This window comes from Streptomyces sp. NPDC048441 (assembly GCF_043200235.1).
Classification (GTDB): domain Bacteria; phylum Actinomycetota; class Actinomycetes; order Streptomycetales; family Streptomycetaceae; genus Streptomyces.
This window is the reverse complement of record NZ_JBICXM010000014.1, coordinates 234,197-259,596: the sequence shown is the minus strand read 5'-3', so window position 1 is coordinate 259,596 and position 25,400 is coordinate 234,197. Positions and strand designations below refer to the sequence as shown.

General features: G+C 71.1%; 25 protein-coding genes. 17 read left to right on the top strand and 8 right to left on the bottom strand.

Going from position 1 to position 25,400, the window contains the following annotated elements:
• Positions 1-158 precede the first annotated feature (158 nt).
• From ACGFSB_RS30560 to ACGFSB_RS30545, 4 genes are read left to right on the top strand one after another with little or no spacing between them, the layout of a single operon-like run.
• Positions 159-1,082, top strand: coding sequence for an ABC transporter permease (locus tag ACGFSB_RS30560; protein WP_393405881.1), 924 nt, complete (start codon positions 159-161; stop codon positions 1,080-1,082).
• Positions 1,075-2,052 carry an ABC transporter permease gene (locus ACGFSB_RS30555; protein WP_393405879.1) on the top strand — a complete coding sequence of 326 codons (978 nt, stop codon included), beginning with the start codon at positions 1,075-1,077 and terminating at the stop codon, positions 2,050-2,052. Before ACGFSB_RS30560 ends, ACGFSB_RS30555 begins: the two co-directional genes overlap by 8 nt.
• Before the next feature lie 6 nt (positions 2,053-2,058).
• On the top strand, positions 2,059-3,105 hold the full coding sequence (locus ACGFSB_RS30550; protein ID WP_393405877.1) for an ABC transporter ATP-binding protein: 1,047 nt from the start codon (positions 2,059-2,061) through the stop codon (positions 3,103-3,105).
• Positions 3,106-3,157: 52 nt separating this feature from the next.
• Complete coding sequence (locus ACGFSB_RS30545) at positions 3,158-4,231, top strand: ABC transporter ATP-binding protein (RefSeq protein ID WP_393405923.1); 1,074 nt, start codon at positions 3,158-3,160, stop codon at positions 4,229-4,231.
• A 173-nt stretch (positions 4,232-4,404) separates the two neighbouring features.
• On the opposite strand, the gene ACGFSB_RS30540 is transcribed toward ACGFSB_RS30545, so the two are convergent.
• Positions 4,405-6,582, bottom strand: coding sequence for a prolyl oligopeptidase family serine peptidase (locus ACGFSB_RS30540; protein WP_393405875.1), 2,178 nt, complete (start codon positions 6,580-6,582; stop codon positions 4,405-4,407).
• 149 nt (positions 6,583-6,731) lie between these two features.
• Here ACGFSB_RS30540 and ACGFSB_RS30535 point away from each other — a divergent pair, with 149 nt between their 5' ends.
• From ACGFSB_RS30535 to ACGFSB_RS30500, 8 genes are all read left to right on the top strand, one after another.
• On the top strand, positions 6,732-6,926 hold the full coding sequence (locus tag ACGFSB_RS30535; protein ID WP_160507048.1) for a hypothetical protein: 195 nt from the start codon (positions 6,732-6,734) through the stop codon (positions 6,924-6,926).
• 52 nt (positions 6,927-6,978) lie between these two features.
• Positions 6,979-7,914, top strand: coding sequence for an N-acetyl-1-D-myo-inositol-2-amino-2-deoxy-alpha-D-glucopyranoside deacetylase (gene mshB / locus ACGFSB_RS30530; protein ID WP_393405872.1), 936 nt, complete (start codon positions 6,979-6,981; stop codon positions 7,912-7,914).
• 86 nt (positions 7,915-8,000) lie between these two features.
• Positions 8,001-8,384, top strand: a complete 384-nt coding sequence (locus ACGFSB_RS30525) for a DUF6113 family protein (protein ID WP_393405921.1) — start codon at positions 8,001-8,003, stop codon at positions 8,382-8,384.
• Positions 8,385-8,554: 170 nt separating this feature from the next.
• Positions 8,555-10,663 (top strand): hypothetical protein, encoded by a 2,109-nt coding sequence (locus ACGFSB_RS30520; RefSeq protein WP_393405870.1) that lies wholly within the window; start codon positions 8,555-8,557, stop codon positions 10,661-10,663.
• A gap of 169 nt (positions 10,664-10,832) precedes the next feature.
• Positions 10,833-11,759, top strand: coding sequence for an ABC transporter ATP-binding protein (locus tag ACGFSB_RS30515; protein WP_393405868.1), 927 nt, complete (start codon positions 10,833-10,835; stop codon positions 11,757-11,759).
• The gene (locus ACGFSB_RS30510) at positions 11,756-12,493 is read left to right on the top strand and encodes an ABC transporter permease (RefSeq protein WP_393405866.1); all 738 of its coding nucleotides are present in this window, start codon (positions 11,756-11,758) and stop codon (positions 12,491-12,493) included. The genes ACGFSB_RS30515 and ACGFSB_RS30510 overlap by 4 nt, the downstream gene beginning before the upstream one ends.
• 29 nt (positions 12,494-12,522) lie before the next feature.
• A complete protein-coding gene (locus ACGFSB_RS30505; RefSeq protein ID WP_393405918.1) occupies positions 12,523-13,737 on the top strand; it encodes a sensor histidine kinase in 1,215 nt (404 codons plus the stop codon).
• On the top strand, positions 13,734-14,372 hold the full coding sequence (locus ACGFSB_RS30500; RefSeq protein WP_393405864.1) for a response regulator: 639 nt from the start codon (positions 13,734-13,736) through the stop codon (positions 14,370-14,372). The genes ACGFSB_RS30505 and ACGFSB_RS30500 overlap by 4 nt, the downstream gene beginning before the upstream one ends.
• A 40-nt stretch (positions 14,373-14,412) precedes the next feature.
• Here the strand turns inward: ACGFSB_RS30500 and ACGFSB_RS30495 are convergent, their stop codons facing one another.
• A complete protein-coding gene (locus ACGFSB_RS30495; RefSeq protein ID WP_393405862.1) occupies positions 14,413-15,255 on the bottom strand; it encodes a tetratricopeptide repeat protein in 843 nt (280 codons plus the stop codon).
• Between the two features lie 80 nt (positions 15,256-15,335).
• On the bottom strand, positions 15,336-15,800 hold the full coding sequence (locus ACGFSB_RS30490) for a DUF2000 family protein (protein WP_393405860.1): 465 nt from the start codon (positions 15,798-15,800) through the stop codon (positions 15,336-15,338).
• Positions 15,801-15,849: 49 nt separating this feature from the next.
• Here ACGFSB_RS30490 and ACGFSB_RS30485 point away from each other — a divergent pair, with 49 nt between their 5' ends.
• Entirely contained in the window at positions 15,850-16,659 is an 810-nt protein-coding gene (locus ACGFSB_RS30485) for an AraC family transcriptional regulator (protein WP_393405858.1), read from the top strand.
• On the opposite strand, the gene ACGFSB_RS30480 is transcribed toward ACGFSB_RS30485, so the two are convergent.
• The gene (locus tag ACGFSB_RS30480; RefSeq protein ID WP_393405856.1) at positions 16,652-17,488 is read right to left on the bottom strand and encodes a tetratricopeptide repeat protein; all 837 of its coding nucleotides are present in this window, start codon (positions 17,486-17,488) and stop codon (positions 16,652-16,654) included. The two genes, ACGFSB_RS30485 and ACGFSB_RS30480, sit on opposite strands and share 8 nt — an antisense overlap.
• Before the next feature lie 40 nt (positions 17,489-17,528).
• Positions 17,529-18,548 (bottom strand): GNAT family N-acetyltransferase, encoded by a 1,020-nt coding sequence (locus tag ACGFSB_RS30475; RefSeq protein ID WP_393405854.1) that lies wholly within the window; start codon positions 18,546-18,548, stop codon positions 17,529-17,531.
• A 143-nt stretch (positions 18,549-18,691) separates the two neighbouring features.
• Between ACGFSB_RS30475 and fdxA the strand changes: the two genes are divergently transcribed.
• Both fdxA and ACGFSB_RS30465 read left to right on the top strand, forming a co-directional pair.
• The gene (fdxA, locus tag ACGFSB_RS30470) at positions 18,692-19,018 is read left to right on the top strand and encodes a ferredoxin (RefSeq protein ID WP_393405852.1); all 327 of its coding nucleotides are present in this window, start codon (positions 18,692-18,694) and stop codon (positions 19,016-19,018) included.
• A 93-nt stretch (positions 19,019-19,111) separates the two neighbouring features.
• Positions 19,112-20,215, top strand: coding sequence for a bifunctional succinyldiaminopimelate transaminase/glutamate-prephenate aminotransferase (locus ACGFSB_RS30465; protein ID WP_393405850.1), 1,104 nt, complete (start codon positions 19,112-19,114; stop codon positions 20,213-20,215).
• Here ACGFSB_RS30465 and ACGFSB_RS30460 read toward each other — a convergent pair.
• On the bottom strand, positions 20,128-21,372 hold the full coding sequence (locus ACGFSB_RS30460) for an MFS transporter (RefSeq protein ID WP_393405848.1): 1,245 nt from the start codon (positions 21,370-21,372) through the stop codon (positions 20,128-20,130). The two genes, ACGFSB_RS30465 and ACGFSB_RS30460, sit on opposite strands and share 88 nt — an antisense overlap.
• Before the next feature lie 83 nt (positions 21,373-21,455).
• On the opposite strand from ACGFSB_RS30460, the gene ACGFSB_RS30455 reads away from it, so the two are divergent.
• Positions 21,456-22,469, top strand: a complete 1,014-nt coding sequence (locus ACGFSB_RS30455) for an ArsR family transcriptional regulator (protein ID WP_393405916.1) — start codon at positions 21,456-21,458, stop codon at positions 22,467-22,469.
• Positions 22,470-22,517: 48 nt separating this feature from the next.
• Here ACGFSB_RS30455 and ACGFSB_RS30450 read toward each other — a convergent pair whose 3' ends face one another.
• Both ACGFSB_RS30450 and ACGFSB_RS30445 read right to left on the bottom strand, forming a co-directional pair.
• Entirely contained in the window at positions 22,518-22,988 is a 471-nt protein-coding gene (locus tag ACGFSB_RS30450) for an ATP-binding protein (protein ID WP_393405846.1), read from the bottom strand.
• Positions 22,989-23,290: 302 nt separating this feature from the next.
• Positions 23,291-24,214 (bottom strand): heavy metal transporter, encoded by a 924-nt coding sequence (locus ACGFSB_RS30445; protein ID WP_393405844.1) that lies wholly within the window; start codon positions 24,212-24,214, stop codon positions 23,291-23,293.
• 62 nt (positions 24,215-24,276) lie between these two features.
• Here ACGFSB_RS30445 and dapE point away from each other — a divergent pair, with 62 nt between their 5' ends.
• The gene (gene dapE / locus ACGFSB_RS30440) at positions 24,277-25,368 is read left to right on the top strand and encodes a succinyl-diaminopimelate desuccinylase (protein WP_393405842.1); all 1,092 of its coding nucleotides are present in this window, start codon (positions 24,277-24,279) and stop codon (positions 25,366-25,368) included.
• Positions 25,369-25,400 lie beyond the last annotated feature (32 nt).

Below are 25,400 nucleotides of genomic sequence, written 5' to 3'. Positions count from 1 at the left end.
GGTTCCACGCACCGTCACAACAGTCGTGCCCTAACCCTGTTCGCCGGGCCCGCAACAAAACACCCCCCCCCCCCCCCGCCCCCGCGGGGGGGGGGGGGGGGGGGGGGGCGCCCCCCCCCCGCCCCCCCCCCCCCGCTCCCACTACTTCCGGAGCCCTCATGGGACGTTATGTGATCCGGCGTCTGCTGCAGATGATCCCGGTCTTCTTCGGCGCCACGCTGCTGATCTTCCTGATGGTGAACGTGATGGGCGACCCCATCGCGGGCCTCTGCGGGGACCGAAAGTGCGACCCCGCGACGGCCGCCCAGCTGCAGAAGGAATTCGGCCTCGACAAGCCCGTGTGGCAGCAATACGCGACCTACATGGGCAATGTCTTCACCGGCGACTTCGGTACCGCCTTCAACGGGCAGAAGGTCACCGAGCTGATGTCGACGGCCTTCCCGCTCACGATCCGCCTGACGCTCGTCGCGATCGTCTTCGAGATCGTCATCGGAATCTCACTGGGGGTCGTGACAGGGCTGCGGCGCGGGCGTCCCATCGACACCGTCGTGCTGCTTCTGACGCTGGTCGTCATCGCCATTCCCACCTTCGTCACCGGCCTGCTGCTCCAGCTGCTGCTCGGTGTCGAATGGGGCGTGATGAAACCCTCCGTATCGTCGGAGGCGCCCTTCGATGAACTCCTCGTGCCGGGGCTCGTGCTCGCCTCGGTGTCCCTGGCGTACGTCACCCGGCTCACCCGGACGTCCATCGCCGAGAACCGTCGCGCTGATTACGTCCGTACGGCCATCGCCAAGGGGCTCCCGAGGCGCCGTGTCATCACCCGGCATCTGCTGCGCAATTCACTGATTCCGGTGGTCACCTTCATCGGCACGGACATCGGCGCGCTGATGGGCGGCGCCATCGTCACCGAGCGGATCTTCAATATCCACGGCGTCGGCTTCCAGCTCTATCAGGGCATTCTCCGCCACAGCACACAGACCGTCGTCGGCTTCGTGACCGTCCTCGTCCTGGTCTTCCTGGTGGCCAACCTGATCGTCGACCTCCTTTACGCCGTACTCGACCCGAGGATCCGTTATGCCTGAACCCCGAGAGCCAGACGGAGCCATCGCCCCGACCGGTGCGGGCGGCGCGATGGACCTCGCGGCGACCGAGGGGTCGACCCTCGGCCAGACCCCCGGCGGTCCCGAAGGCACCGGCACATCGGCCCCGGCCCGCAGCCTGTGGTCCGACGCCTGGCGCGAGCTGCGGCGCAACCCGATCTTCATCATCTCGGGCCTCATCATTCTCTTCCTCGTCTTCATCTCCCTCTGGCCGTCCCTGATCGCGTCCGGCAACCCGCTCGACTGCGACCTCGCCAACGCCCAGAAGAGCTCCACCTCAGGCCACCCCTTCGGCTTCGACGGGCAGGGATGCGACGTCTATACGCGGACCGTGTACGGAGCCCGCGCCTCGGTCACCGTCGGCGTGTGCGCCACGCTCGGCGTCGCGATCCTGGGCAGTGTGCTCGGCGGGCTCGCGGGGTTCTTCGGCGGGTTCTGGGACGCGATCCTCTCCCGGATCACCGACGTCTTCTTCGCCATCCCCGTCGTACTCGGCGGATTGGTGCTCCTGTCGGTCGTCACCAGCAGCACCGTCTGGCCGGTGATCGGCTTCATGGTTCTTCTCGGCTGGCCGCAGCTCTCCCGCATCGCCCGAGGGTCCGTCATCACCGCCAAGCAGAACGACTACGTCCAGGCGGCACGGGCGCTCGGCGCCTCCAACTCGCGGATGCTGCTCCGCCACATCGCGCCGAACGCGGTCGCCCCGGTGATCGTGGTCGCCACCATCGCGCTCGGCACGTACATCGCCCTGGAAGCGACCCTCTCGTACCTCGGCGTCGGCCTGAAGCCGCCGACCGTCAGCTGGGGCATCGACATCTCGGCCGCGTCCCAGTACATCCGCAACGCCCCGCACATGCTGCTCTGGCCCGCAGGAGCGCTTGCGATCACCGTGCTCGCGTTCATCATGCTCGGCGACGCGGTGCGCGACGCCCTCGACCCCAAGCTGAGGTAGACGCCCATGGCAACCGTGGCATCCGAGGCGTCCGACACGCCCACGACGGGGTCGTCCAAGCTGCTCGAAGTGCGCGACCTGCACGTGGAGTTCAGGACCAGGGACGGCGTCGCCAAAGCCGTCAACGGCGTCGACTACACGGTCAGCGAGGGCGAGACGCTGGCCGTGCTCGGCGAGTCCGGGTCCGGCAAGTCCGTGACCGCGCAGGCCATCATGGGCATCCTCGACATCCCGCCGGGGAAGATCACCGGCGGCGAGATCCTCTTCCAGGGAAAGGACCTCCTGAAGCTCAAGGAGGAAGAACGGCGCAAGACGCGCGGCGCCGGAATGGCGATGATCTTCCAGGACGCCCTGTCGTCGCTGAACCCGGTGGTCAGCGTCGGCCAGCAGCTCGGCGAGATGTACGTCGTCCACCAGGGGATGTCCCGCAAGGACGCCAAGGCCAAGGCCGTCGAGCTGATGGACCGGGTGCGCATCCCGGCCGCGAAGGAACGGGTCGGGCAGTATCCGCACCAGTTCAGCGGCGGTATGCGCCAGCGCATCATGATCGCCATGGCGATGGCGCTCGAACCGAAGCTGATCATCGCCGACGAGCCCACGACGGCGCTGGACGTGACCGTCCAGGCCCAGGTCATGGACCTCCTCGCGGAGCTCCAGCGCGAGCTGCACATGGGCCTGATCCTCATCACCCACGACCTGGGCGTCGTGGCGGACGTCGCCGACAACATCGCCGTCATGTACGCCGGCCGCATCGTCGAGAGGGCCCCCGTCCACGAGATCTACCGGGCGCCCGCCCACCCCTACACGCGCGCTCTGCTCGAATCCATCCCGCGCCTCGACCAGAAGGGCCAGGAGCTCTACGCGATCAAGGGCCTGCCGCCCAACCTCATGCACATCCCGCCGGGCTGCGCCTTCAACCCCCGCTGTCCGATGGCCCAGGACGTGTGCAGGACCGATGTGCCGCCGCTCTATGAGGTGGCGTACGAGGGTCTGACCGCCGACCGCAGGAGCGCCTGCCACTTCTGGAAGGAGACGCTCGATGCCGCACGGTGAGCACATCAGTAAGAAGCAGCTGGAGGAAGAGGGCGAGACCGCGCGGCAGCTGATGGACAAGGCGCGGGCGGAGCACGAGTTCGCCGCGCACGGCTCGGAGTCCGGCCGCGAGCCGATCCTCCAGGTGCGGGGTCTCGTGAAGCACTACCCGCTCACCCAGGGCATCGTCATCCGGAAGCAGATCGGCGCGGTCAAGGCCGTCGACGGCGTCGACTTCGACCTCGGCCGGGGCGAGACGCTCGGCATCGTCGGGGAGTCCGGGTGCGGGAAATCGACGGTCGCGAAGATGCTGGTGAATCTGGAACGGCCGACGGCGGGCGAGATCCGCTACAAGGGCGAGGACATCAGCAAGCTTTCGGGGCGTGCCCTGAAGGCGGTGCGCCGCAACATCCAGATGGTCTTCCAGGACCCGTACACCTCGCTGAATCCCCGTATGACGGTCGGCGACATCATCGGTGAGCCGTACGAGATCCATCCCGAGGTCGCGCCGAAGGGGTCGCGGCGGCAGAAGGTGCAGGAGCTGTTGGACGTGGTCGGTCTCAACCCCGAGTACATCAACCGCTATCCGCACCAGTTCTCGGGTGGGCAGCGCCAACGCATCGGGATCGCGCGGGGGTTGGCGCTTCGGCCCGAGATCATCGTGGCCGACGAGCCGGTGTCGGCGTTGGACGTCTCCGTCCAGGCGCAGGTGGTGAACCTGCTTGACCGGCTCCAGAACGACTTCGATCTCTCGTACGTCTTCATCGCGCACGACCTGTCGATCGTGCGGCACATTTCCGACCGGGTCGGTGTGATGTACCTGGGGCGGATCGTGGAGGTCGGCTCCGACGAGGAGATCTACGAGCATCCGACGCATCCGTACACACAGGCGCTGCTTTCGGCTGTGCCGGTTCCTGATCCCGAGGCCCGGGAGCGGCGGGAGCGGATCATTCTGAGCGGGGATGTTCCTTCGCCGGCGAATCCGCCTTCGGGGTGCCGGTTCCGCACGCGGTGCTGGAAGGCGCAGGAGCGGTGTGCGCTGGAGGTGCCGGCGTTGGCCGTTCCGGCGGAGTTCCGTGATGTCGAGGGCCCGGCGGCCCATGACTCGGCGTGCCACTTCGCGGAGGAGAAGCAGGTCGTGCCGTAGGGGCGGTCCCTGCGGGGTTGGGGAAGAATCCCGTCAGGGCCTTAACAGGCGAGCAATCGCGCCGACGCGCCAGCGATATGCGCCCCCGGCAGACTGACGACCGTACGGCCGTGCGGGTGCCGTAGATCGGCCGGGGCTCGCCATGTCGCCCCGGCCGATCGCCGCACCTACGCCTACGCCGGCCCCAACGACCGCTTCAGGAAGTCCACCTGAAGAAGCAGCAGATTCTCCGCCACCTGCTCCTGCGGGGTCATATGCGTGACCCCGGAGAGAGGGAGCACCTCGTGCGGGCGCCCCGCCGCGAGGAGCGCCGAGGAGAGGCGCAACGCATGTGCCACCACCACGTTGTCGTCCGCCAGGCCATGGACAATCATCAGCGGACGGTGCGGATCCTCCGGCGCCACCAGCCCCTCGTCCGTGACGAGGGAGCTCAGGGCGTACGGCTCCGGATCCACGCCGGGATTCCCCAAGTACCGCTCCGTGTAGTGCGTGTCGTACAGGCGCCAGTCCGTGACCGGCGCGCCCGCCACCCCCGCGTGGAAGACATCGGGGCGGCGCAGGACCGCGAGCCCCGCGAGGTAGCCGCCGTAGGACCAGCCCCGGATGGCGACCCGGTCCAGGTCGAGGGGGTACGAGGCGGCGAGGGCCTGGAGCGCGTCCACCTGGTCGTCGAGGGTGAGGGTGAAGTCCCGCAGGATCGCCTTCTCCCAGGCGGGGGAGCGGCCCGGAGTGCCCCGGCCGTCCGCGACGATCACGGCGAAGCCCTGGTCGGCGAACCACTGTGACGTGAGGTACGGATTGTGGGCGGCGACGACCCGCTGGCCGTGCGGCCCGCCGTACGGATCCAGGAGGACGGGGAGTGGGCCCGACGACTCGTCGTAGTCCGTGGGGAGCAGGACGGCGCACGGGATCTTGCGTGCGCCCCCTTCGGTCAGGGTCACGCGCGGCGTGAGCCCGGGACGCTGGGCGTATGAGGCGACGGTCGCCACCTGCTTGCCGTCGCGCAGTACCTGGACACGGGAGCCCGGCTGGTCCAGGGTGGCCGTCACGAGGACCGTGAGGCCGCCCGAGCGCACCGCCGAGTGCACCCCGGCTTCGAGCGAGACGCGCTCGACGCCCAGCTCGTTGACGCGGTAGACGTGCACCTCGCCGGTCTCGGGGGTCACGGCGGCCTCGCCCGCCGACGCCGAGATCAGGACATCGTCGTCCGCCACGTCGAGCACCGCGCGGACGTGCAACTGGGGTCCCGTGAGCGGGCGTTCGCCCACAGCCAGGACCCGCGCGCCGCCCTCGTCCACGATCCGTACCAGCTTCCCGCTGGGGGACCAGGACGGGGCGCCGGGGAAGAGTTCCAGCCACTGCGGATCCTCTTCCGCGTGCACCATGCGGGTCGAGCCGTCGTCCGGGTCCACCGCGAGGTAGAGCTGGCTGAGCTGGTCGCGGGACTGGACGAGGAGCAGCGGCGCCCCGGCCGACGACCAGTGCACCCGCGCCAGGTAGGGGTAGCGGGCGCGGTCCCACGTCACCTCGGTGCGCGCGCCGTCCAGGTCGACGACGAAGAGGCGTACGTCCGCGTTGGCCGTGCCCGCCGCCGGGTACGCGACCCGCGCGGGCTCCGTCTCCGGGTGCGCGGGATCGGCGATCCACCAGCGCCGCACGGGGGCGTCGTCGGCGCGTGCGACCAGGAGGCGGTCCGATGCGGGCGACCACCAGAAACCCCGCGAACGACCCATCTCCTCGGCCGCGATGAACTCCGCGAGGCCGTACGTCACGGTCGCCTTCTCGGCGGAGTCCGGCTCGGGCGCCGCTAGAGCCCGGTCACCTTCCCCGTCGGCGCCCGTCACCCGCAGCGCGCCCCCGGCGACGTACGCGATGTGGCGGCCGTCCGGCGAGGGGCGCGGGTCGATCACCGGGGCGGGGGCGGGCAGTTCGCGCGCGGTGCCCGCGCGCAGTTCCGCCGCGAAGAGCCTGCCGGAGAGCGCGAAGGTCGCGAGCTCCACCGCCGCGTCCGTCGCATAGCCCACGATGCCCGCGCCGCCCTCGCGGCTGCGCTCGCGCCGGGCGCGCTCCTCGGCCGAGAGACGCTCGGCAGCGCCGTTCAACAGGGCCTGGGGGTCGGCCGCGACACGCTCGACGGCGCCGTCCGTCAGGTCGAGTACCCAGAGTTGGTTCGCCCGGTCGGTGCCCGATGACGAGCGCAGGAACGTGACACGGCACCCGTCAGGCGCCACCGTGAACGCGCGCGGCGCACCGAGAGTGAAGCGTTGCGTGCGGGCGTGCATGCGCGGGAAGGAAAGGCGCTGCGCCGAACTCTCGGCGGGCCCGGTGCTGTCGGGCGTCTCGGTGGTCATCCACCGAGCCTATGGGTCATGCGCCCCCTTGTGCTGCTGTGCTCCGAGTCATGCGGACCCACGGATAGTTATGATCCGTAGCGCTTAGTGGGTATGAACCTGCTGGCGTCCGCACTGGTGCAGGGTCAGGGACTTGGAGGTGAACCGCCGTGGCACTCTCGATTTCGGCGGTGGTGCTACTGGCGATCATTGTCTTCTTGCTGGTCAAGAAGTCAGGATTGAAGACCGGCCACATGATCGTCTGTGTGCTGCTCGGCTTCTATCTGGCGAGTTCTTCCATCGCCCCGACGATCAATGAGCTGACGACGAACGTGGCGGGGATGATCGGCGACATCAAGTTCTGATCCGTTCGCATCACGTTCTGATCAGTGCGTGCGGTGCTCGTAGGGTGGTCCCATGACGGAACTGCCCTCCCGGCGTCTGCTGCTCGTGCACGCGCATCCCGACGACGAGTCGATCATCAATGGCGTGACGATGGCCAAGTACGCGGCCGACGGCGCCCACGTCACCCTGGTGACCTGCACGCTCGGCGAGGAGGGCGAGGTCATCCCGCCCGAGCTCGCCCATCTCGCGGCCGACCGCGAGGACGCGCTCGGCGCACAGCGCATCGGCGAGCTGGCCGCCGCGACGAAGGAGCTGGGGGTCACCGACCACCGCTTCCTCGGCGGCACCGGGCGCTACCGCGACTCCGGGATGATGGGCATCGAGCAGAACCACCGGGACGGCGCCTTCTGGGCCGCCGATCTCGACACCGCCGCCGCGCACCTCGTCGAGGTGATCCGCGAGGTGCGGCCCCAGGTGCTCGTGACGTACGACCCGGACGGCGGATACGGCCACCCCGACCACATCCAGGCCCACCGGGTCGCGATGCGCGCCGCGGATCTCGCGGCCGAGGGAGCCTTCCGCGCGGATCTTGGCGAACCGCACACCATCAGCAAGATCTACTGGAACCGTGTACCGCGTTCCGTCGTCGAAGAGCGGTTCCGGTGGATGGAGGGTGTCCTCGGCCCCCTTGGGGACTCGCCGTTCACCACTGCCGCCTCGGTCGCCGACGTGCCCGGTGTGACGGACGACGAACGGATCACGGCGGAGATCGACGGGACTGCCTTCCGTGCGGCCAAGGCGGCGGCGATGCGCGCGCACGCGACGCAGATCGAGGTGTCGGGTTCGCTCTTCGTCTTGTCGAACGGGCTCGCGCAGCCGATCTTTGATGTGGAGTACTACGAGTTGGTGCGAGGAGATGCGGATGCCGGTGCGGTGGACGACGGCGAGCGTGAGCGTGAGCGTGAGACGGATCTGTTCGCGGGGCTCGAAGGGGTGACGGCGCTGTGACTACTCGTTCGCGTGCGACATCGGCTTCCGGTTCGGCCGCTGGCCCATCCGGTTCGTCGTCCGCCGTCGCCCCGCCGGGCGGCAGCCTGCTCGCGCAGCCGCTCAATCCCGGGCGTATCGCCGCCTACGCGGGGCTCTTCGTGCTCGGCGCGGTCGTCGGCACCGCGGGGGCGCTCGTCCAAGGGGGCTGGCTCCCGGGCGGATTGCTGCTCGCGCTCCTTGGAGCCGCCGGGCTCTTCCTCGGAGGGGCGCGTGCGGTCGGCACCAGAGCGGGGGCGGTGGCGCCGGCGGCGGGCTGGCTCGTCGCCGTCCTGCTGCTCACGGCCAGCCGGCCCGAAGGGGACTTCCTCTTCGGCGCGGGACTCGGTTCGTACGCCTTCCTGCTCGGCGGAATGGCGGTCGCTGTGATGTGCGCCACCCTCGGGCAGCGACCGCAACCAGGCGGGCCCGCCGCCCGACTTGGCAAGTGACGTACCACTTCGGACCGTGCCCCGCACGGGTTTGACGGCGGTCACAGGAAGAGTGCCCACGGCGGCCAGTATGGTGGTGCGCGCCGCCGAGCCTCCCCCAGCCTCCGGCCGGGGGGACCCCCAGTCCGCGCGGGGAGCACGGGCGGCGGAGCCAACCGGGAGAACCTGCCTTGAGTCGTGAAACTGACAGTTCGTCCTCCGGGCCCCAGGGGCGCGGTGGAGCCGCTTACCCCTCGGGGACGCCGCCGTACGGCTCCCCGGCGCAGGGCGCCGCGTCGGACGGCCCCGCGGAAGGCGCGCAGCGGCAGACCGCCGAAGAGCGGCCGGACGAGCCCAAGACCGAGACCACGCTGACCACGCGCATCCGGATCAACATCCCCGGGTCGCGTCCCATCCCGCCGGTCGTCATGCGTACGCCCATGGCGGAGAGCGACGTGAACGCGCCGCGTCCGGAGGACCGGTCGTCCGGTGCCGGGGACGGTGCGGGGCGTCCGGGGTCGCCGAACGGCGCGGGCAGTTCCGCTTCCGCCGGGGCGACCGCTTCGGGCTCTGTGCCTTCGGCTCCGTCCGCGCCTGCCGCACCTGCCTCCTCCTCGGCGGCTCCCGCTGCGGCTCAGGCCGAGGAGAAGACGAGCGACTGGTTCGCGCCGCGCAAGAGCGGTGCGGGCGCTGCCGCGGGCGGTGGCTCGGGCAACGGTGCGGCTGGACCGGCGGGTTCGGGCGGTTCCGGCACGGGCTCCTTCGACGTGTCCGGCGCTGTCGCGTCGGGCCCGCTCGGCACGGGCGGCGACCCGCAGCGCGGGGATCTGCCGTACTTCTCCGGCGGCGGCGGCGGCGGTGCGGGTGACGGCGGGCGCGGTCCATCGGGGCCGACCGGCGGCCCGGTGACCGGCGACGGCCCGATGGCGCCGAACCCGGCCAACCCGGCCCGTCGGTCCAACCCGACCAACCCGGCAAACCCGGCCCATCAGGCCAACCCCGCAGGCCGGGCGAACCCGTTGACCCCGCCGCTCCCGCCCGACCCCGCGGCCCGTCAAGGGGCAGGCGCGGGCCCCGCGATGAGCGACGACACCGCCATCCTCACCCCGCAGAAGGCGGGCCCGGCGCACGGCGGCCCCGGTTCCATCCCCGGCGGCCCCAGCGCGCCCTCGCCCGGCACGAACGTCTCCGGCGACACCCTGACCAGCGGCATCCCCGTCGTACCGCCCACGCAGAACTCGCCGTTCGGCACGGGCCAGCAGCACCCCGACGGACCCGTGCCGCACACGCCGCCCAGGCTCCCCGAGCCGGTGCAGCCGAACGTGCCCGTGGCCGCGGCCCTGCCCAAGAAGAAGGGGCGCAACAAGCTCGTCCTCGTGGGCGTCGCCGTGGTCGTCGTGGCCTGCGGCGCGTACGGCGCCGGTCTTCTGATGAACCACGCCGACGTGCCGAAGGGCACCACCGTGCTCGGCGTCGACATCGGCGGCGGCACGCGCGACGAAGCCGTCAAGAAGCTCGACGGGGCGATCGACCCGCGTGTCAACAAGGCACTGAAGCTCTCGGTCGACGGCGAAGAGGTCACCCTCAAGCCGGACCAGGCGGGCCTGACCCTGGACAGCCAGGCCACCGTCCGCGAGGCGGCGGGCAGCGACTACAACCCCGTATCGGTGATCGGCTCGCTCTTCGGCGGCGAGCGCGTCGCCGACCCGGTGATGCCCGTCGACGAGGAGAAGCTGGCGGCCGCCCTGGAGCGCGCCGCGGGCGGCTCCGGCTCGGCCAAGGAGGGCGGGGTCACGTTCGTGCCCGGCAAGGCCGTGCCCGTGTACGGCAAGGCGGGCAAGGGCATCGACGTCGCCGCGTCGACGACCGCCGTGGCGGAGGCGTACAAGAAGCAGGTCGAGACGGGCAGTGCGGGCACGGTGAACGTGCCGGTCACGACCCGCAAGCCGACCGTCCCGAACGCCGAGGTCGACAAGTTCATGACGCGCTTCGCGAAGCCCGCCATGTCCGCCAACGTCACGATCAAGGCGGGTACGGCGACGATCCCGTTCGGCCCGGCGAAGTCGCTGCCGAAGATCCTGGAGACGAAGGTCGCCAAGAACGGCAGCCTGCAGCCGCACTACAACCTCCCAGAGCTCAAGAAGCTCTACGGCAACGTCTTCGACGGCATCCTGATCCAGCGCGGCAACGGCGACAAGACGCCGGTCCAGCCGACGGACGTGGCCGCCGCGATGAACAAGGCGCTGATCGGCAAGACGCCTGCGGCGCGGATCGGTGTGATCGAGACGAACGGTAGCTAGCAGCTAGCAGCTGGACGCGTCGTAAGTTGCGGTGGGGGAACTGCCGCGGGTCGGCTGTGGCCGGGCGCGCAGTTCCCCGCGCCCCTTCGGGGCGCATGACATCTGTCATCCCGGAGTAGGCACACACGACACTGCCGCCGTCGCCCTGCCCCCGGCGACGATGGACCGCATGACGACGACCGCAGCACCGCCCGTCACCGCGGTGAGCTTCGATCAGGTGACCAAGAGCTATGGCGATGTCCGCGCCGTGGACGCCCTCACGCTCGACCTCCACCCCGGCGAGACCGTCGCGCTCCTCGGCCCGAACGGCGCGGGCAAGTCCTCCGCGCTCGACCTGCTCCTCGGCCTGCGGCGCCCGGACAGCGGCACCGTGCGGGTCTTCGGCGGGAGTCCGCGCGAGGCGATCACCTCGGGCCGGGTCGGCGCGATGCTGCAGAGCGGCGGCCTGATGGAAGAGGTGACCGTCCGCGAGCTGGTGCGGCTCGCCTGCGCTCTGCACCCCAGGCCGCACCGCGTGAACGACGTGCTGGCCGCGGCGGGCATCACCCCGCTCGCCGACCGCAAGGTCAACAAGCTCTCCGGCGGTCAGGAGCAGCGCGTCCGCTTCGCACTCGCGACCGCCGGAGCGAACGACCTGATCGTCCTGGACGAGCCGACCACCGGCATGGACGTCACCGTGCGCCAGGCCTTCTGGGCCACCATGCGCGAGCAGGCCGAACAGGGCCGCACGGTCCTGTTCGCCACGCATTATCTGGAGGAGGCCGACGCGATCGCGGACCGGGTGCTCGTCCTGCACCGGGGCCGGATTCTCGCGGACGGCACCGCCGCCGAGATCAAGGCGAAGGCGGGGGCGCGGAAGATCTCGTTCGACCTGGAGACCCTCGACGAGGTCCGCACTCAGGAGCTTCGCGCGCTGCCCTTCCTCACTTCCGTCGATGTGTCGGGCCACACCGTCCGCCTCCAGTCGACGGACGCCGACGCCACCGTGCACGCGCTGTACGGGCTCGGCGTTTACCCCCGCAATCTAGAGGTCGCAGGCCTTGGCCTCGAGCAGGCCTTCGTGGCGATCACCGCGGCCGAGGAGGCCAGGGCATGACACTGACCAAGCTGGAAATCACCCGCGCCCTGCGCAACAAGAAGTTCCTGTTCTTCTCCGTGATCTATCCGTCGATGCTCTTCCTGATCATCGCGGGCGGCCAGAACAGCACGGACATGGTCGGCGACACGGGGCTCGCGCTCCCCGCCTTCTTCATGGTGTCGATGGCGTCGTTCGGCGCCCTCACCGCCGTCCTCATGGGCAACAGCGAGCGCATCGCCAAGGAGCGTGAGAGCGGCTGGGTCCGCCAGCTGCGTCTGACGAGCCTGCCGGGGCACGGCTATGTGATCGCGAAGACCGCGAGCGCCGCCGTGGTCAGCCTGCCCTCGATCATCGTGGTGTTCATCGTCGCCGCGGCGGTCAAGGACGTACGCCTGGATGCCTGGCAGTGGCTCGCCCTGACCGGGGCGATCTGGGCGGGCAGCCTCTGCTTCGCCGCGCTCGGTGTGGCCATCGGCTATCTCGCGACCGGCGACGCCGTCCGACCGATCACGATGATCGTGTACTTCGGACTCTCCGTTCTCGGCGGTCTGTGGATGCCCACGGCCACCTTCCCGCAGTGGCTGAGCGACATCGCGTCCTGGCTGCCGACCCACGCATACGCTGCCCTCGGACAGGCCATCGAACTGGGCGACGCCCCGCACGCGAAGGACATCGCGCTCCTCGCCGGGTACTTCGTCCTCTTCGCGGGCGGCGCGGCGTGGCTGTACCGGAAGGACACCCTGAAGGCGTGAGCGACATCGAAGGCACCGAGCGGCACCTCATGGACGGCTTCGGGCATCCGGCCCAGGACCGCCGTCAGATGCTCACGAAGGCGCTCTGGATCGGCATCTGGCTGGTCTTCCTCACCGGTCCGGTGCAGGACCTGGTGGCGGCGGACCACGGCACAGCGGCCACCGTGCTCGGCTGGCTCGGCCTCGCCGCCTTCGTGACCTGCTATCTGTCCCTGGTCTTCCGCTACACCTCGCGGGTGCTCGACTGGCGCAAGGTGCACCTGACGTTCGGGGCGCTGATCGCCCTGGCCGTCGTCCTCTCGTTCGCCTTCGGCACGGCCTGGCTCGGGCTCTTCGTGTACGTCTCGGTGTCCGCGGGGGCCGTGCTGCCGATGCGGCACGCGATGTGGGCCATCCCGGCCGTCACCGCCGTGATGATCGCGGTCGGCCTGCGCACCGACGGCCTGGGGGACCTGCTCGGCAGCTTCGCCATCCTGACCGTCCTGGTCGGCTTCGCGATGACCGGGGTACGCCAGCTCGTCCGTACGACGATCCAGCTGCGCCAGGCACGAGCCACCGTCGCCCAACTGGCTGCCAACGAGGAGCGGTTGCGGCTCGCCCGCGATCTGCACGACCTGCTCGGCCACTCGCTCTCCCTCATCACACTGAAGAGCGAGCTCGCCGGGCGGATGCTCCCGGCCCACCCCGACAAGGCCGCACAGCAGGTGGCCGACATCGAGCAGGTCAGCCGCCAGGCCCTGGTGGACGTGCGCGCGGCGGTCTCCGGCTATCGCAGGCGCACCCTCGCGGGCGAGCTCGCGGGCGCCCGCACCGCGCTCACCGCCGCCGGTATCGAGGCCGACGTACCCCTGGAGGCGCCCGAAGGGCTGCCGGGCGACGAGGGGGAGGCGGTGCTTGCCTGGGCGCTGCGCGAGGCGGTCACGAACGTCGTGCGGCACAGCGCCGCGCGCCGCTGCACGGTGGCGTTCACGTCACGGCACACGCTGGACGGTCCTGTCGCCGAGCTGTCGGTGGAGGACGACGGCGTGGGCGGTTCCGTCGCCGCCCATGGCAACGGCCTGACGGGCCTGACCGAGCGGGTGGCGGCGGTCGGCGGCGTCATGGACGTGGGCCCCGGAGCCCGCAGGGGCTTCCGGCTCACGGTGCGGGTGCCGCAGGAGCCGCAGGAGCCGCTGGACAAGGGCGCGGGGGACTCGCCCGGTGCGTCCGGCGCCGGACGCACCGCTCTAGGATCTTCCGCATGAGTACGAACAGTGCGGACGGCACCGTCAGGGTGCTGAGGGTGCTCCTCGCCGAGGACCAGTCGATGGTCCGTGAGGCGCTCGCCGCGCTGCTCGGCCTCGAGCCGGACATAGAAGTGGTCGCCCAGGTGGCCCGCGGCGACGAGGTGCTCGCGGCGGCGCGCGAAACCGCGGCGGACGTGGCGCTGCTCGACATCGAGATGCCGGGCTGTACGGGGATCGAGGCGGCGGCCCAACTGCACGCCGAGTTCCCGGAGTTGAAGATTGTCGTGCTCACCACCTTCGGCCGCCCCGGCTACCTCCGCAGCGCGATGGAGGCGGGCGCCGATGCCTTCCTGGTCAAGGACGCGCCCGCGGCCCAGCTCGCCGACGCGGTCCGCAAGGTCCTCGCGGGGGAGCGGGTCATCGACCCCACCCTCGCGGCAGCGGCCCTCGCCGGGGGCGCGAACCCGCTGACCGACCGCGAGCGCGAGGTCCTGCGCGCGGCGGCGGACGGCTCCACCAACGCCGAACTCGCCACGGCCCTGCACCTCTCCCAGGGTACGGTCCGCAACTACCTCTCGACGGCGATCCAGAAGCTGGCCGTACGCAACCGCGCCGAGGCGGTCAAGGCGGCGAGGGACAAGGGCTGGCTCTGAACTCCCCGGGGGGCGGGCCCCGGTTCAGTTGGGCGTCCTGTCAGTTCAGCATCGCCCGCGCTCCGTGCGCCTCCTGTCGCAGCCGTGCCGCCGCCTCCTCGTCGGTGACGGCGAGCGCGTCGGCGTACAACTCGATCTCAGTGGCACCGGTGAGGAAGTCGCCGCGCTGGACGAGGAGTTGAGCCCGGTCGTAGTGCAGCCGCTGGGAGTGCGCGGGCAGCAGCAGGGAGAGTTCGACCGCCCAGAGCGCCACGTCCGAGCGCTCGGGGCGGACCGCCGCCCACGCACGGATGTTGTTGAGCACCCGCAGAACGATGTCGAGCGGGCCCGCGGGGCTCAGCATCGACGGCACGAGCGGCGCCCCGGTGGCGCCCGCCACCAGCAACTGCGCGTCCATGTCCGTCAGTACGTGCCCTCCCGCGAAGGGATTGGCGAGGACCTGTTCCTCGCGGGCGCCGAAGCCGACCACGAAGTGGCCGGGCAGGGCGACGCCGTGCACGGGTGCGCCGGCCCGCCGTGCGACCTCGATCCACACCACGGACAGCAGGATGGGCAGGCCCCTGCGCCGCCGCAGTACTTCGTGCAGGAGCGCGGACTGAAGGTGCTGGTAGTCGCCGGGCCTGCCCTTGAACCCGTAGCGCTCGCCGAGGAGTTCGCCGAGCGCTACGGCCCATGACCGGGGTCCTTCGGCCCGGTCGGGCAGCCACTCGGCGAGCTGGTCCGCAAGGCGGTCGAGGATGCGCCGCGCCGCGCGCATACCCGCGTCGTCGAGCTCCGGGTCCGCCTCCGCGCCGATCAGCAGGCACAGCAGCGCGAGATCGGGCCGCGCGGACCGCACCTGATCGGCGAAGAGGTGCCGCCGCTCGGGGGAATGGGGATGCATAGATGCTTCGTGCCCGGCAGGACCGATCGATAGCGCTCCGATCTCTTCCGGACCCTTCCTGTCTCTTCCTGTCTCTTCCGTCAGGGATGCATCCGAGCGCCCTTCAGGACCTTGTCGACCGCGTTGCGCGGCCCGTGGACGAGGAGCCCGACCAGGTCGAGCTGATCGGCGGGCACGGCCCGCACCGCGGCCCGGTTGTCGCGGTCGTTGCCGGTGGCGAACAGGTCCGACGTGAACACCGCCCTCGGCAGCGAACGCGACAGCGCGCGGCCGTGCGCGGCGGTCAGCGTCTCCTTCGACCCCTCGAAGACCAGGACGGGCTGCCGGATCATCGACAGATAGGGGGTGCCGGCGGCGTCCTCGTACGGCTCGCCGATCACCTCGGGCGCCGCCGTGCCGAGCCCGCTGACCAGGAACGCGGTCACGTTGAGGCGCTGCCAGGTCTCCAGGTCGTCGCGGAGCAGGACGGCGATCTTCGTGTCGAATCGGACGGGCGCCTCGCCCGTGACCCCGGCGGCGGCTGCTGTCTCAGCGGTGGTTCTCATGGGTCGAGACTGCCGAGTGCCCCGCCTCCACGTCTTGTACGTTTCTTGCATGGTGGCCCGGCAGGAGATCTCCGCATGGCGCCCGCCGGTCGCGGGTGTCGTGGAGGTCTTCCACGCCCATTTCACCGAGCACGCGTACCCCATGCACGTCCACGACGCGTGGACCCTGCTGATCGTGGACGACGGCGCCGTCCGCTACGACCTGGACCGGCGCGTTCACGGCACTCCCGGTGACACCGTCTCGCTGCTCCCGCCCCACGTCCCGCACAACGGCTCACCCGCCACGCCCGACGGCTTCCGCAAGCGTGTGCTCTACCTGGACATGACACAGCTGGACGCGAGCTTGATCGGTCCGGCGGTGGACGGCCCCGACCTGGTGGACCCCGTCCTGAGAGCACGCGTGGGCCAGCTGCATTCGGCCCTCGCGCGCCGGGGCGACGAGCTGGAGGCCGAGAGCCGCCTGGCCCTGATCGGTGAGCGGCTGCGCGGACACCTGCGCCCCAGGATCACCACCGACGCTCCCCGCGCCACCGGCCGCAGTGGTGTCGCCGAGGACCTGCGCGAGCTCCTCGACGAGCGGCTGCTCGACGGCGTGACCCTGGCCGATGCCGCGCGCCTGGTCCACGCCCACCCCTCCCATCTCGTACGCGCCTTCAGCGGGGCCTATGGCATCGCGCCGCACCAGTACGTGATGTCCCGCCGCGTCGACCGCGCCCGCCGTCTCCTCCTGGCGGGTCAGCCGCCCGGCGAGGTGGCGACAGCCGCCGGGTTCTACGACCAGTCGCACCTCACCCGGCACTTCAAGCGGGTGGTGGGCATCGCACCGGGGCGGTACGCCCGTACGGGCGCCGCTAGTTGAGCATGGCGCGCGCCGCCCGCGCCTGGTCCCGTACGCGGTCCGCCGTGGTCGGCTCCACCGTCGTCACCACATCGGCGTACATCTCCAGCTCCGCCGCACCCGCGAGGAATTCGCCGCGCTGGACGAGGAGTTGGGCCCGTTCGTAGCGCAGTCTCGCCGGGTGCGCGGGCAGCAGCAGGGAGAGTTCGACCGCCCAGAGCGCGACGTCCGAGCGCTCGGGGCGGGCCGCCGCCCACGCGCGGATGTTGTTGAGGATGCGCAGGATGATGTTCAGGGGGTCGGCGGGCGTCAGCATCGAGGAGTTCATCGTGCCGCCCGACGAACCGGCGACGAGCAGCTCCGCGTCCTCGGTGGTCAGCAGCCGCCCGCCGGTGAAGGGGTCGGTGAGCACCTGTTCCTCGCGGGCGCCGAAGCCGACCACGAAGTGGCCGGGCAGGGCGACGCCGTAGACGGGTGCGCCGGCCCGCCGTGCGACCTCGATCCACACCACGGAGAGCAGGATCGGCAGGCCGCGGCGGCGCTGGAGCACCTCGTGCAGGAGGGACGACTCCAGGCGCTGGTAGTCGGCGGGTGTTCCCATGAACCCGCACTGCGCGCCGAGGAGTTCGGCGAGAGCGGCCGCCCACTCCCGTGCCCCGCCGGGCCGGTACGGCAGCAGCCCAGCGAGCCGGTCGAGCTCGATCTGCGCCGCGTCGATACCGTCCTCGCCGAGGTCCTGATCCGCCTCCGCGCTCAGCAGGAGGCACAGCAGGGACAGGTCGGGCCGCTCGGACCTGGCCTCATCGGCGAACCGCCGCCGGGACGCGGCCGTCCTTGACTCCTCGTGCATGCGTGCCTCGTGCCTTACTTACCGAGCCGACCGGTAGGAGCTACCGAGCCGACGGGTATCGATAGTGGTGGTACGTGTGGTGAGCGGCGAAGCCAAGACCGCCGTACAGCGCCCGCGCACCCTCGTTGTCGTCCTCGACCTGCAGCCAGGCCGCCGACGCACCCTCGTCGAGCGCCTGCCGGGACAGCGCGGCCATCACCGCGGTCGCGAGTCCCTGCCGACGGTGCGCCGGATCCACCTCGACCGCCATGAATCCCGCCCAGCGCCCGTCCACGACGCACCGCCCGATCGCCGCGGGCCCCGCGTCGAGAGAGGCCCCGGGCACGGAAGCGAACCACACCGAGGGTCCGCCCGCCAGCACCTTGAGCACATGGGGTCCCGGCACCCCGAATCGCTTGTACCGCCGTAGCCACGCCTCGTCGAAGGACCGCGAAAGAAGCACCCGTTCCGCCCCTGCTTCGGGCACCTCCAGATCGCCCAGCGGCGCGAGAGCACCGACATGGATCTCCGAGCTCACCTCGCGCTCCCAGCCCCGCTCCGCCAGCTCCGCGCAGAGCAGCTCCTGGGTACCTTCTGCCCCGGTCGCGGTCTGGATGTACGCGGGCAGCTCCCGCTCCTCGTACCACTGACGTACGTACGTAAGGGCCTGGTCGAGCGGCCGTCCCGGATCGCCGAGGGGGAGTACCGAATTGGCCCTGCGGGTGAATCCGCCCGCCGCCCGCAGCTCCCACTCACCGAGCCGCTCGCTCTCGACGGGCTGCCAGGCACGCGCGGACACCCGGGCCAGCTCGCGGTAGGAGGCCGCCGGGCCGCGCCTGCGGGCCGGGGCGGCGGGGACCACCTTCCCCGCGACCAGGGAGCTCTCCACGATGCGGACACGCTCACCGTCACGTCGTGTGATCAGTAACACACCCGCGTTCCACGATGTGAGAACACCCACCGTGTCAGTGAACTTGCCCTCCGTTCCGGGCCCTTCGTTCAGGCGGCGTACGGAGACTCGTTTGCCCACGTCAGCAGGGGTAATACGTACCTCAAGCCGTCCGCCCGCAGTGAATTCCACAGCTCTGTACACCCCTCCTGTTCGGATCACGCCCGGGAACGGAGATACTAGAGGTGGGCATCGACGACGCCGCGCTCCCGCGCGCCAGGCGAGCGGAGCCTGAAGACGGCCCGCCACCGCCCGTATCGAGGAGGAACGACAGCGTGACCTACGTCATCGCGCAGCCTTGTGTCGACGTCAAGGACAAGGCGTGCATCGAGGAGTGCCCGGTCGACTGCATTTACGAGGGCTCCCGGTCCTTGTACATCCACCCGGACGAATGCGTCGACTGCGGAGCCTGCGAACCGGTCTGCCCGGTCGAGGCGATCTTCTACGAGGACGACACCCCGGAGGAGTGGAAGGACTACTACAAGGCGAACGTCGAGTTCTTCGACGAGCTCGGATCGCCCGGTGGTGCCAGCAAGCTCGGTCTGATCGAGCGCGACCACTCCTTCATCGCCGCATTGCCGCCGCAGAACCAGCCCGAGTAACGGCTGCTTGAAGCGCCGCCCCGGTCCCGTACGGCATGTCCTGCCGCACGGGACCGAGGTGTTTGTCCACCCACGCATCACAGGAGTCAGCACGTGTCCGCAGTCTCCGGTCTCTCCGGCCGCCTTCCCGCCTTCCCCTGGGACAAGCTCGAGCCGTACAAGGCCACGGCGGCCGCCCACCCCGGCGGCATCGTCGACCTGTCGGTGGGCACCCCGGTCGACCCGGTCCCGGAGCTGATCCAGAAAGCGCTGATCGCGGCGGCGGACTCGCCGGGCTACCCGACGGTCTGGGGCACGCCCGAGCTGCGCGACGCGATCACCGGCTGGTGCGAGCGGCGCCTGGGGGCGAGCGGCATCACGCACCGCAATGTGCTGCCGATCGTCGGCTCCAAGGAACTGGTGGCCTGGCTCCCGACACAGCTGGGCCTGGGTCCGGGCGACGTCGTCGCGTACCCGCGCCTCGCCTACCCGACGTACGAGGTGGGCGCGCGCCTGGCCCGCGCGGAGTACGTCGCGTACGACGACCCTACGGACCTCGACCCGGCCGGCCTCAAGCTCCTCTGGCTCAACTCGCCCTCGAACCCCACCGGTCGCGTGCTGTCCAAGGACGAGCTCACCCGCGTGGTGGCCTGGGCGCGCGAGCACGGGGTGCTCCTCGTGAGCGACGAGTGCTACCTGGAGCTCGGCTGGGACGCGGAGCCGGTCTCGGTCCTGCACCCGGACGTGTGCGGCGGTTCGTACGAGGGCATCGTCGCCGTCCACTCGCTCTCCAAGCGGTCGAACCTGGCGGGCTACCGCGCGGCGTTCCTCGTCGGTGACGCGGACGTACTCGGCGAGCTGCTCCAGATCCGCAAGCACGGCGGCATGATGACGTCCGCGCCGACGCAGGCCGCGGTCATCGCGGCACTCGGCGACGACCAGCACGTGCGGGAGCAGCGCGAGCGGTATCTCGCCCGGCGCACCGCCCTGCGCGACGCCCTCCTGAAGCACGGCTTCCGCATCGAGCACAGCGAGGCGAGCCTCTACCTCTGGGTGACCCGCGACGAATCCTGCTGGGACACGGTCGCGCACCTCGCACAGCTCGGCATCCTGGTGGCCCCGGGCGACTTCTACGGCCCGGCGGGCGACCGCTTCGTACGCGTGGCGCTGACCGCGACGGACGAGCGGGTGGCGGCGGCGGTCGAACGGCTCGCCTGAGCCGCTGACCGAAGGCCCGGAGCGAGGGTGAGCGTGACGGCGATGGACGCCAGGGCGAGGGCTGTCATGGCGGCCGGAGCCGACGTCAGCTGAGCGGCGCCGCCCGCGAGCGCGGCGCCCACGCCCTGCATCGTGAGCATCCCGGACGCGTGCAGGCCAAGAGCGTGCCCGCTCAGCTCGTCCGGTGTCAGGGCCATCAGCTGCTCCTGAAGCAGCAGGCTCGCCGAGAACCCCACCGAGGCGAGCGTGACCGCCGTCAGGGCGAAGGGCAGCCCAGGCCGCAGCGCGAACACCAGATACGGGACGGCGAGCAGCAGCCGCAGGGGTGCGGCAAGGCGCTCCCGCCAGCGGGGCGGAAGCAGCCGCCCCGTCAGTACGTCCCCGACGAGCATCCCGAACGCGGTGAACGCGAACAGCAGCCCCGCGTGGCCGGGCGCGTACGGGACGAAGAGCGACTCGCTGCCCACGATCAGGCCGTTGGGCACCCAGAGCGCGAGATAGACCGACCTGCGGTGCCCGGACGACCACAGCAGCGCGTTCGTACGCCATGTCTCCGCGACCGAGGGACGGCCCGTGGCGCGCGGCGCCCTGCGGCGGAGCCCGCAGCGCGCGACGACCGCCGCCGCCAGATAGAGCCCGGCGCCCGCGAGCAGCGTGCCGCGCGGCGAGAGCGTGGCGACCAGGACCCCGCCGAGCCCGAAGCCGCAGATCTGCATGGTGCCGCCGGACATGTTGAGCACGGAGCGGCCGAGCAGATAGCCCTCCCTGGAGAGGATCTCGTTGAGCAGCCCGTAGCGCACGCCCCCGCCGAGCGCGGCCAGCGTCCCGAGGCCGAGGAGAAGCGCGAAAGCGGCCCACAGCGGCAGTCCTGGCAGCGCCTGTGCGGCGGTGGCGACGCCGAAGACCAGCGCGAGGCCCACCGTCGCGGCGCGCGGCGGAAGCCGGTCGGACGCCGACAACAGGGCGGTGGCGCCGAGGACTTGGGCCAGCGAGGGGCCGAACATCCCGAGGGCGGAGAGCAGCGGGGAGCCGGTCCTGTCGTAGATCAGCGTGCCGAGGGCAAGGCCGCTCACCGTCTGCGCCGCCACTTGGAAGGAGGAGGTCAGGAAGAACGGCGTGAACTCCGGGGTGCGGAAGAGCTCGCGGTAGGTGCGCATGGGGTGGAGTCTCGGGGTGCCGTGCGGGCGGGCGTTAATGTTTCGCGGAGCAGCGAAAGGTGAGTGGCGGAACGGGGCGTGGCATGGGCTGGTGGCAGGTCAACGCGGACACGCTTGCCGGGAGCAGGTTCGTCGTATCGCCGCTGGCCGAGGCGATCGCGAGCCTCTTCTCGCTCGAGCGGCGCACGGCCACGCATCCAGGGGAGCGGGCCTGGCTCGACGCCCATCTGCCTGCCTACCGCGAGCGGCTGGCCGCCGATCCCGGCCTCGCGGATCTTGTGCGGGCCGCGCGCGGCGGCCGGACGCGGTGGATCGCGGACTTCCTCACGCCGACGCCCACGGGCGAGGGCGACCGGCCCTTCGAGGAGTTCGAGGAGGAGGTGGCGAGAGTCCGCGAGACCTCCGACGAAGTGGCCCGGGAGCACCTGAAGATGTCACTCGGCGGCCCGCTCCCCGCCGAGCTGCTCCGCCCAGGCATCGCGGACCGCACGGCCGACCTCCTGGAGTGGGTGTGGACCCGGACGGTGCTGCCGCGCTGGCCCCGTCTCCGTACGGTCATCGAGGCCGATGTCATCGCGCGTACGGCCCAGTTGAGCCAGGGCGGCTGGGCCGAGGCGCTGAACGGCATGAGGCCGGGGATGCGCTGGCTGGGCGAGAGCCGGCTCCAGGTCAACACGCATGACTACCCGCCGCGCGAGATCTCCGGGGCGCGCCTCCTCTTCGTGCCGGTGACCCCGCGGCAGGGCTGGGTGTCGTGGGACGCCTCGGACCGGTACGCGGTGGTGTACCCCTGCTCGGGCGTCTTCGCGGACGCGGGCCGGGCGGCGGCGGTGCCGGAGCCGCTCGGCAGGCTGCTCGGGCCGGGGCGGGCGGCGGTCCTCGTACTGCTCGCGGCACCGAAGAGCACGTCGCAGCTGGTGACGCTCACGGGGCAGGGGCTCGGCTCGGTGGGCCGTCACCTCAGGGTGCTGCTCGACGCGGGGCTCGTCCGGCGGCGGCGTACGGGGCGGTCGGTGCTGTATTTCCGTACGGCTGCGGGGGAGGTCCTCGTCGAGGCGCAGAGGGAGGGTGAGGGTGAGAGGGAGCGGGAAACCTGAGAAGGGCCCGGAGCCATTGGCTCCGGGCCCTTCTCAGGTGCGTGCTATTCAGCCGAGCGGCAGGCTCTTGACCGGCAGCTGGTCGGTGGGCAGTCCGCCGCCGAGGGCGTCGGTGGGCAGGCCGCCCTTGGCGACGGCGTCGGTCGGCAGGCCGTCCTCGGTGGCCGTGCCCGCGGTATCGCCGACCACGTCACCGGCGTTGCCCGCGAGGTCGCCCGCGGCCTTCTGTGCCACGGGGGTCGTGGTCTTGGCGCTCGTGCCGACGACCTTGCCCGCGGTCGGGACGCCCTTCTTCACGGCCTTGCTGCCGGTCTCACCCGCGAGACCGGTGCCGTTGCGGGCCGCGCCGTCGACGGTGTTGCCCAGACCGGCGCCGTCCAGGGCGGTCACGCCGCCGAGGTCGGGGGTGGCCGGAAGTTCGGCGGCGCTTGCGGAGCCGGCCGCACCGACCACGGGAGCCGCCCCCGCTGCGATGAGCAGCGCGGCGCGGGCGATCCGACGGGTCAGGGGGAGGGACATGATGCTCCTTCAGACGGGAGAGAACGGTGGCGTGTCCTGCCGGATGGGGCCCGGCGCTCGGACGCAGTGACTACCGCTCGAAGGCCGCGAAGGTTGCGGTGACCCAACGTAAAGAGTTGGCAATGCATCGCATTATCGCCAGTGGATAAAAACGGGCAAAGAGGCCGCCTGGTGGGGGTCTGCTGAAACGTCAATGCCCTGTGCTCGCAAGGGGTTTGACACGAACGGGAAGTGCCGGCGAAAACCTGGTCGGGGTGTCGCCCCGAGGTGATCAATGTGGCCCGAACGGGTGACCCGCCGTACTACTGCCCAGTGACGATTCGGACCTCGCCCGCGCCGGTTTCGGTGTCGGCGCCCCGCTCGGCACCGCCCGCCTTGCCGGGCTTGCGCCATTCCTGCCCGGAATCTCCGGCGCTCCACTCCCGCCCCGCGTACGAGACGCGCTCGATGCCGAGCGCGGACGCCTGGGCCACCGCCCAGTGCGCCAGCTCCCAGCCCCGCTGCCCGGCTCCGCCCTCAGCGCTTCCCGCCGTGGCGGACACCGGCACGGTCACCGCGCCGCCGTGGGTGCTCTTCGCCGCCACACCGCGGCCGAAGTCACGGGCCAGGGCGGCCCGCACATCGGCCGGGTCGCCAGGATCGTCGGCCGTGCCGCCCTCGCAGGTGAAGGTGGCCGGGGCGCGGCCGGTCAGCGCGGCGGCGAGCAGCGCGGCGTCCGGCTCGTGCTTCGCGTACGCCTGGGGGTAGCCGCTGCGCTGCACGCGCTGCGCGGCGACGGTCAGGGGCAGCCGTGAATAGCCCGGGACGTCCTTGAGATGGGCGTAGAAGCGCGCCGCCGAGTACGCCGGGTCCATGATCTGTTTCTCATCGCCCCAGCCCTGTGTGGGCCGCTGCTGGAAGAGGCCGAGCGAGTCCCGGTCGCCGTGGCTGATATTGCGGAGCCCCGACTCCTGGAGGGCCGTCGCGAGGGCGATCGTGACCGCCCGCTCCGGCATGTCGCGGGATGTGCCCACGGCGGCGACCGTCGCCGCGTTCTGCGCCTGCTCGGCGCTGAACTCGTACGTCGCCCCGTCGCCGTTGCCCGAGACGACCTCGCAGCGTGGAGCGGCCTTGCCCCCGAAGACGTACTGCACGACCACATAGCCCACGAGGGCGATGAGAACCGCGACAGCGGCCCCGATACGGAGGAGGCGGCCGCGCCGGACGAGGGTGGGGGGCTCAGGCACGCGACCAAGGTACTGGAGGCCACTGACAAGGCGGCGCGCCGAGGGGCGTTAGGGTCGAAACCATGGCTCAGACCTCTCCCCACGCGTCGCTCGACCTCACGCTCGACGCCGCCGCGCTCACCGCCCAGCTGGTCGATTTCCCGTCGCCGAGCGGCCAGGAGAAGGCGCTCGCGGACGCCATCGAGACGGCCCTGCGCGGCCTGCCGCACCTCACGGTCGACCGGTACGGCAACAACGTGGTGGCACGCACGAACCTGGGCCGGGCCGAGCGCGTGATCCTCGCCGGGCACATCGACACCGTGCCGATCGCGGACAACGTCCCGTCCCGCCTCGACGAGGACGGCGTCCTGTGGGGCTGCGGCACCTGCGACATGAAGTCGGGCGTCGCCGTCCAGCTGCGCATCGCGCAGACGGTGACCGAGCCCAACCGCGACCTCACCTTCGTCTTCTACGACAACGAAGAGGTCGCCGCCCACCTCAACGGCCTCGGTCATGTCGCCGAGGCCCACCCCGACTGGCTCGCGGGCGACTTCGCGGTCCTCCTGGAGCCGACGGACAACCAGGTCGAGGGCGGCTGCCAGGGCACGCTCCGAGTCTTCCTGAAGACGAAGGGCACGCGCGCGCACTCCGCGCGCGCGTGGATGGGCTCGAACGCGATCCACAAGGCGGCGCCGATCCTGGCGAAGCTCGCCGCGTACGAGCCGCGCAAGCCGATGGTCGAAGGGCTCCAGTTCCACGAGGGGCTCAACGCCGTACGCGTCGAGGGCGGCGTCGCCACCAACGTGATCCCCGACGAGTGCACCGTCGTCGTCAACTTCCGCTACGCGCCGGACCGCACCGAGGACGAGGCGCTCGCCTTCGTACGTGACTACTTCGCCGACTGCGAGATCGACGCGTTCATCGTCGACGACCACACGGGCCCGGCAAGGCCCGGCCTCACCCACCCGGCCGCGGCGGCCTTCATGGCGGCGGTCGGCGGCGAGGCGCAGCCCAAGTTCGGCTGGACGGACGTCTCCCGCTTCAACGCGCTCGGCGTGCCCGCCGTGAACTACAGCCCGGGTAACCCGCTGCTCGCCCACAAGATCGACGAGCGGGTGAAGGCCTCGCTGATCCCGGAGGCCGAGAAGCGGCTCAGCGCCTGGCTGACATCCTGATTTCCCTCAAGAATGCGTCGTCTGTAACGCCC

Excerpts from the sequence above, each read along its gene's own strand:
- ACGFSB_RS30460 (WP_393405848.1), bottom strand. The coding sequence starts at position 21,372 with ATGCGCACCTACCGCGAGCTCTTCCGCACCCCGGAGTTCACGCCGTTC.
- ACGFSB_RS30515 (WP_393405868.1), top strand. The coding sequence starts at position 10,833 with ATGACGACGACCGCAGCACCGCCCGTCACCGCGGTGAGCTTCGATCAG.
- ACGFSB_RS30490 (WP_393405860.1), bottom strand. The coding sequence starts at position 15,800 with ATGAGAACCACCGCTGAGACAGCAGCCGCCGCCGGGGTCACGGGCGAG.
- dapE (WP_393405842.1), top strand. The coding sequence starts at position 24,277 with ATGGCTCAGACCTCTCCCCACGCGTCGCTCGACCTCACGCTCGACGCC.
- ACGFSB_RS30555 (WP_393405879.1), top strand. The coding sequence starts at position 1,075 with ATGCCTGAACCCCGAGAGCCAGACGGAGCCATCGCCCCGACCGGTGCG.
- ACGFSB_RS30550 (WP_393405877.1), top strand. The coding sequence starts at position 2,059 with ATGGCAACCGTGGCATCCGAGGCGTCCGACACGCCCACGACGGGGTCG.
- ACGFSB_RS30500 (WP_393405864.1), top strand. The coding sequence starts at position 13,734 with ATGAGTACGAACAGTGCGGACGGCACCGTCAGGGTGCTGAGGGTGCTC.
- ACGFSB_RS30480 (WP_393405856.1), bottom strand. The coding sequence starts at position 17,488 with ATGCACGAGGAGTCAAGGACGGCCGCGTCCCGGCGGCGGTTCGCCGAT.
- ACGFSB_RS30450 (WP_393405846.1), bottom strand. The coding sequence starts at position 22,988 with ATGTCCCTCCCCCTGACCCGTCGGATCGCCCGCGCCGCGCTGCTCATC.
- ACGFSB_RS30510 (WP_393405866.1), top strand. The coding sequence starts at position 11,756 with ATGACACTGACCAAGCTGGAAATCACCCGCGCCCTGCGCAACAAGAAG.
- mshB (WP_393405872.1), top strand. The coding sequence starts at position 6,979 with ATGACGGAACTGCCCTCCCGGCGTCTGCTGCTCGTGCACGCGCATCCC.
- ACGFSB_RS30560 (WP_393405881.1), top strand. The coding sequence starts at position 159 with ATGGGACGTTATGTGATCCGGCGTCTGCTGCAGATGATCCCGGTCTTC.
- ACGFSB_RS30545 (WP_393405923.1), top strand. The coding sequence starts at position 3,158 with ATGGACAAGGCGCGGGCGGAGCACGAGTTCGCCGCGCACGGCTCGGAG.
- ACGFSB_RS30540 (WP_393405875.1), bottom strand. The coding sequence starts at position 6,582 with ATGACCACCGAGACGCCCGACAGCACCGGGCCCGCCGAGAGTTCGGCG.
- ACGFSB_RS30505 (WP_393405918.1), top strand. The coding sequence starts at position 12,523 with ATGGACGGCTTCGGGCATCCGGCCCAGGACCGCCGTCAGATGCTCACG.
- ACGFSB_RS30495 (WP_393405862.1), bottom strand. The coding sequence starts at position 15,255 with ATGCATCCCCATTCCCCCGAGCGGCGGCACCTCTTCGCCGATCAGGTG.
- ACGFSB_RS30455 (WP_393405916.1), top strand. The coding sequence starts at position 21,456 with ATGGGCTGGTGGCAGGTCAACGCGGACACGCTTGCCGGGAGCAGGTTC.
- ACGFSB_RS30485 (WP_393405858.1), top strand. The coding sequence starts at position 15,850 with ATGGTGGCCCGGCAGGAGATCTCCGCATGGCGCCCGCCGGTCGCGGGT.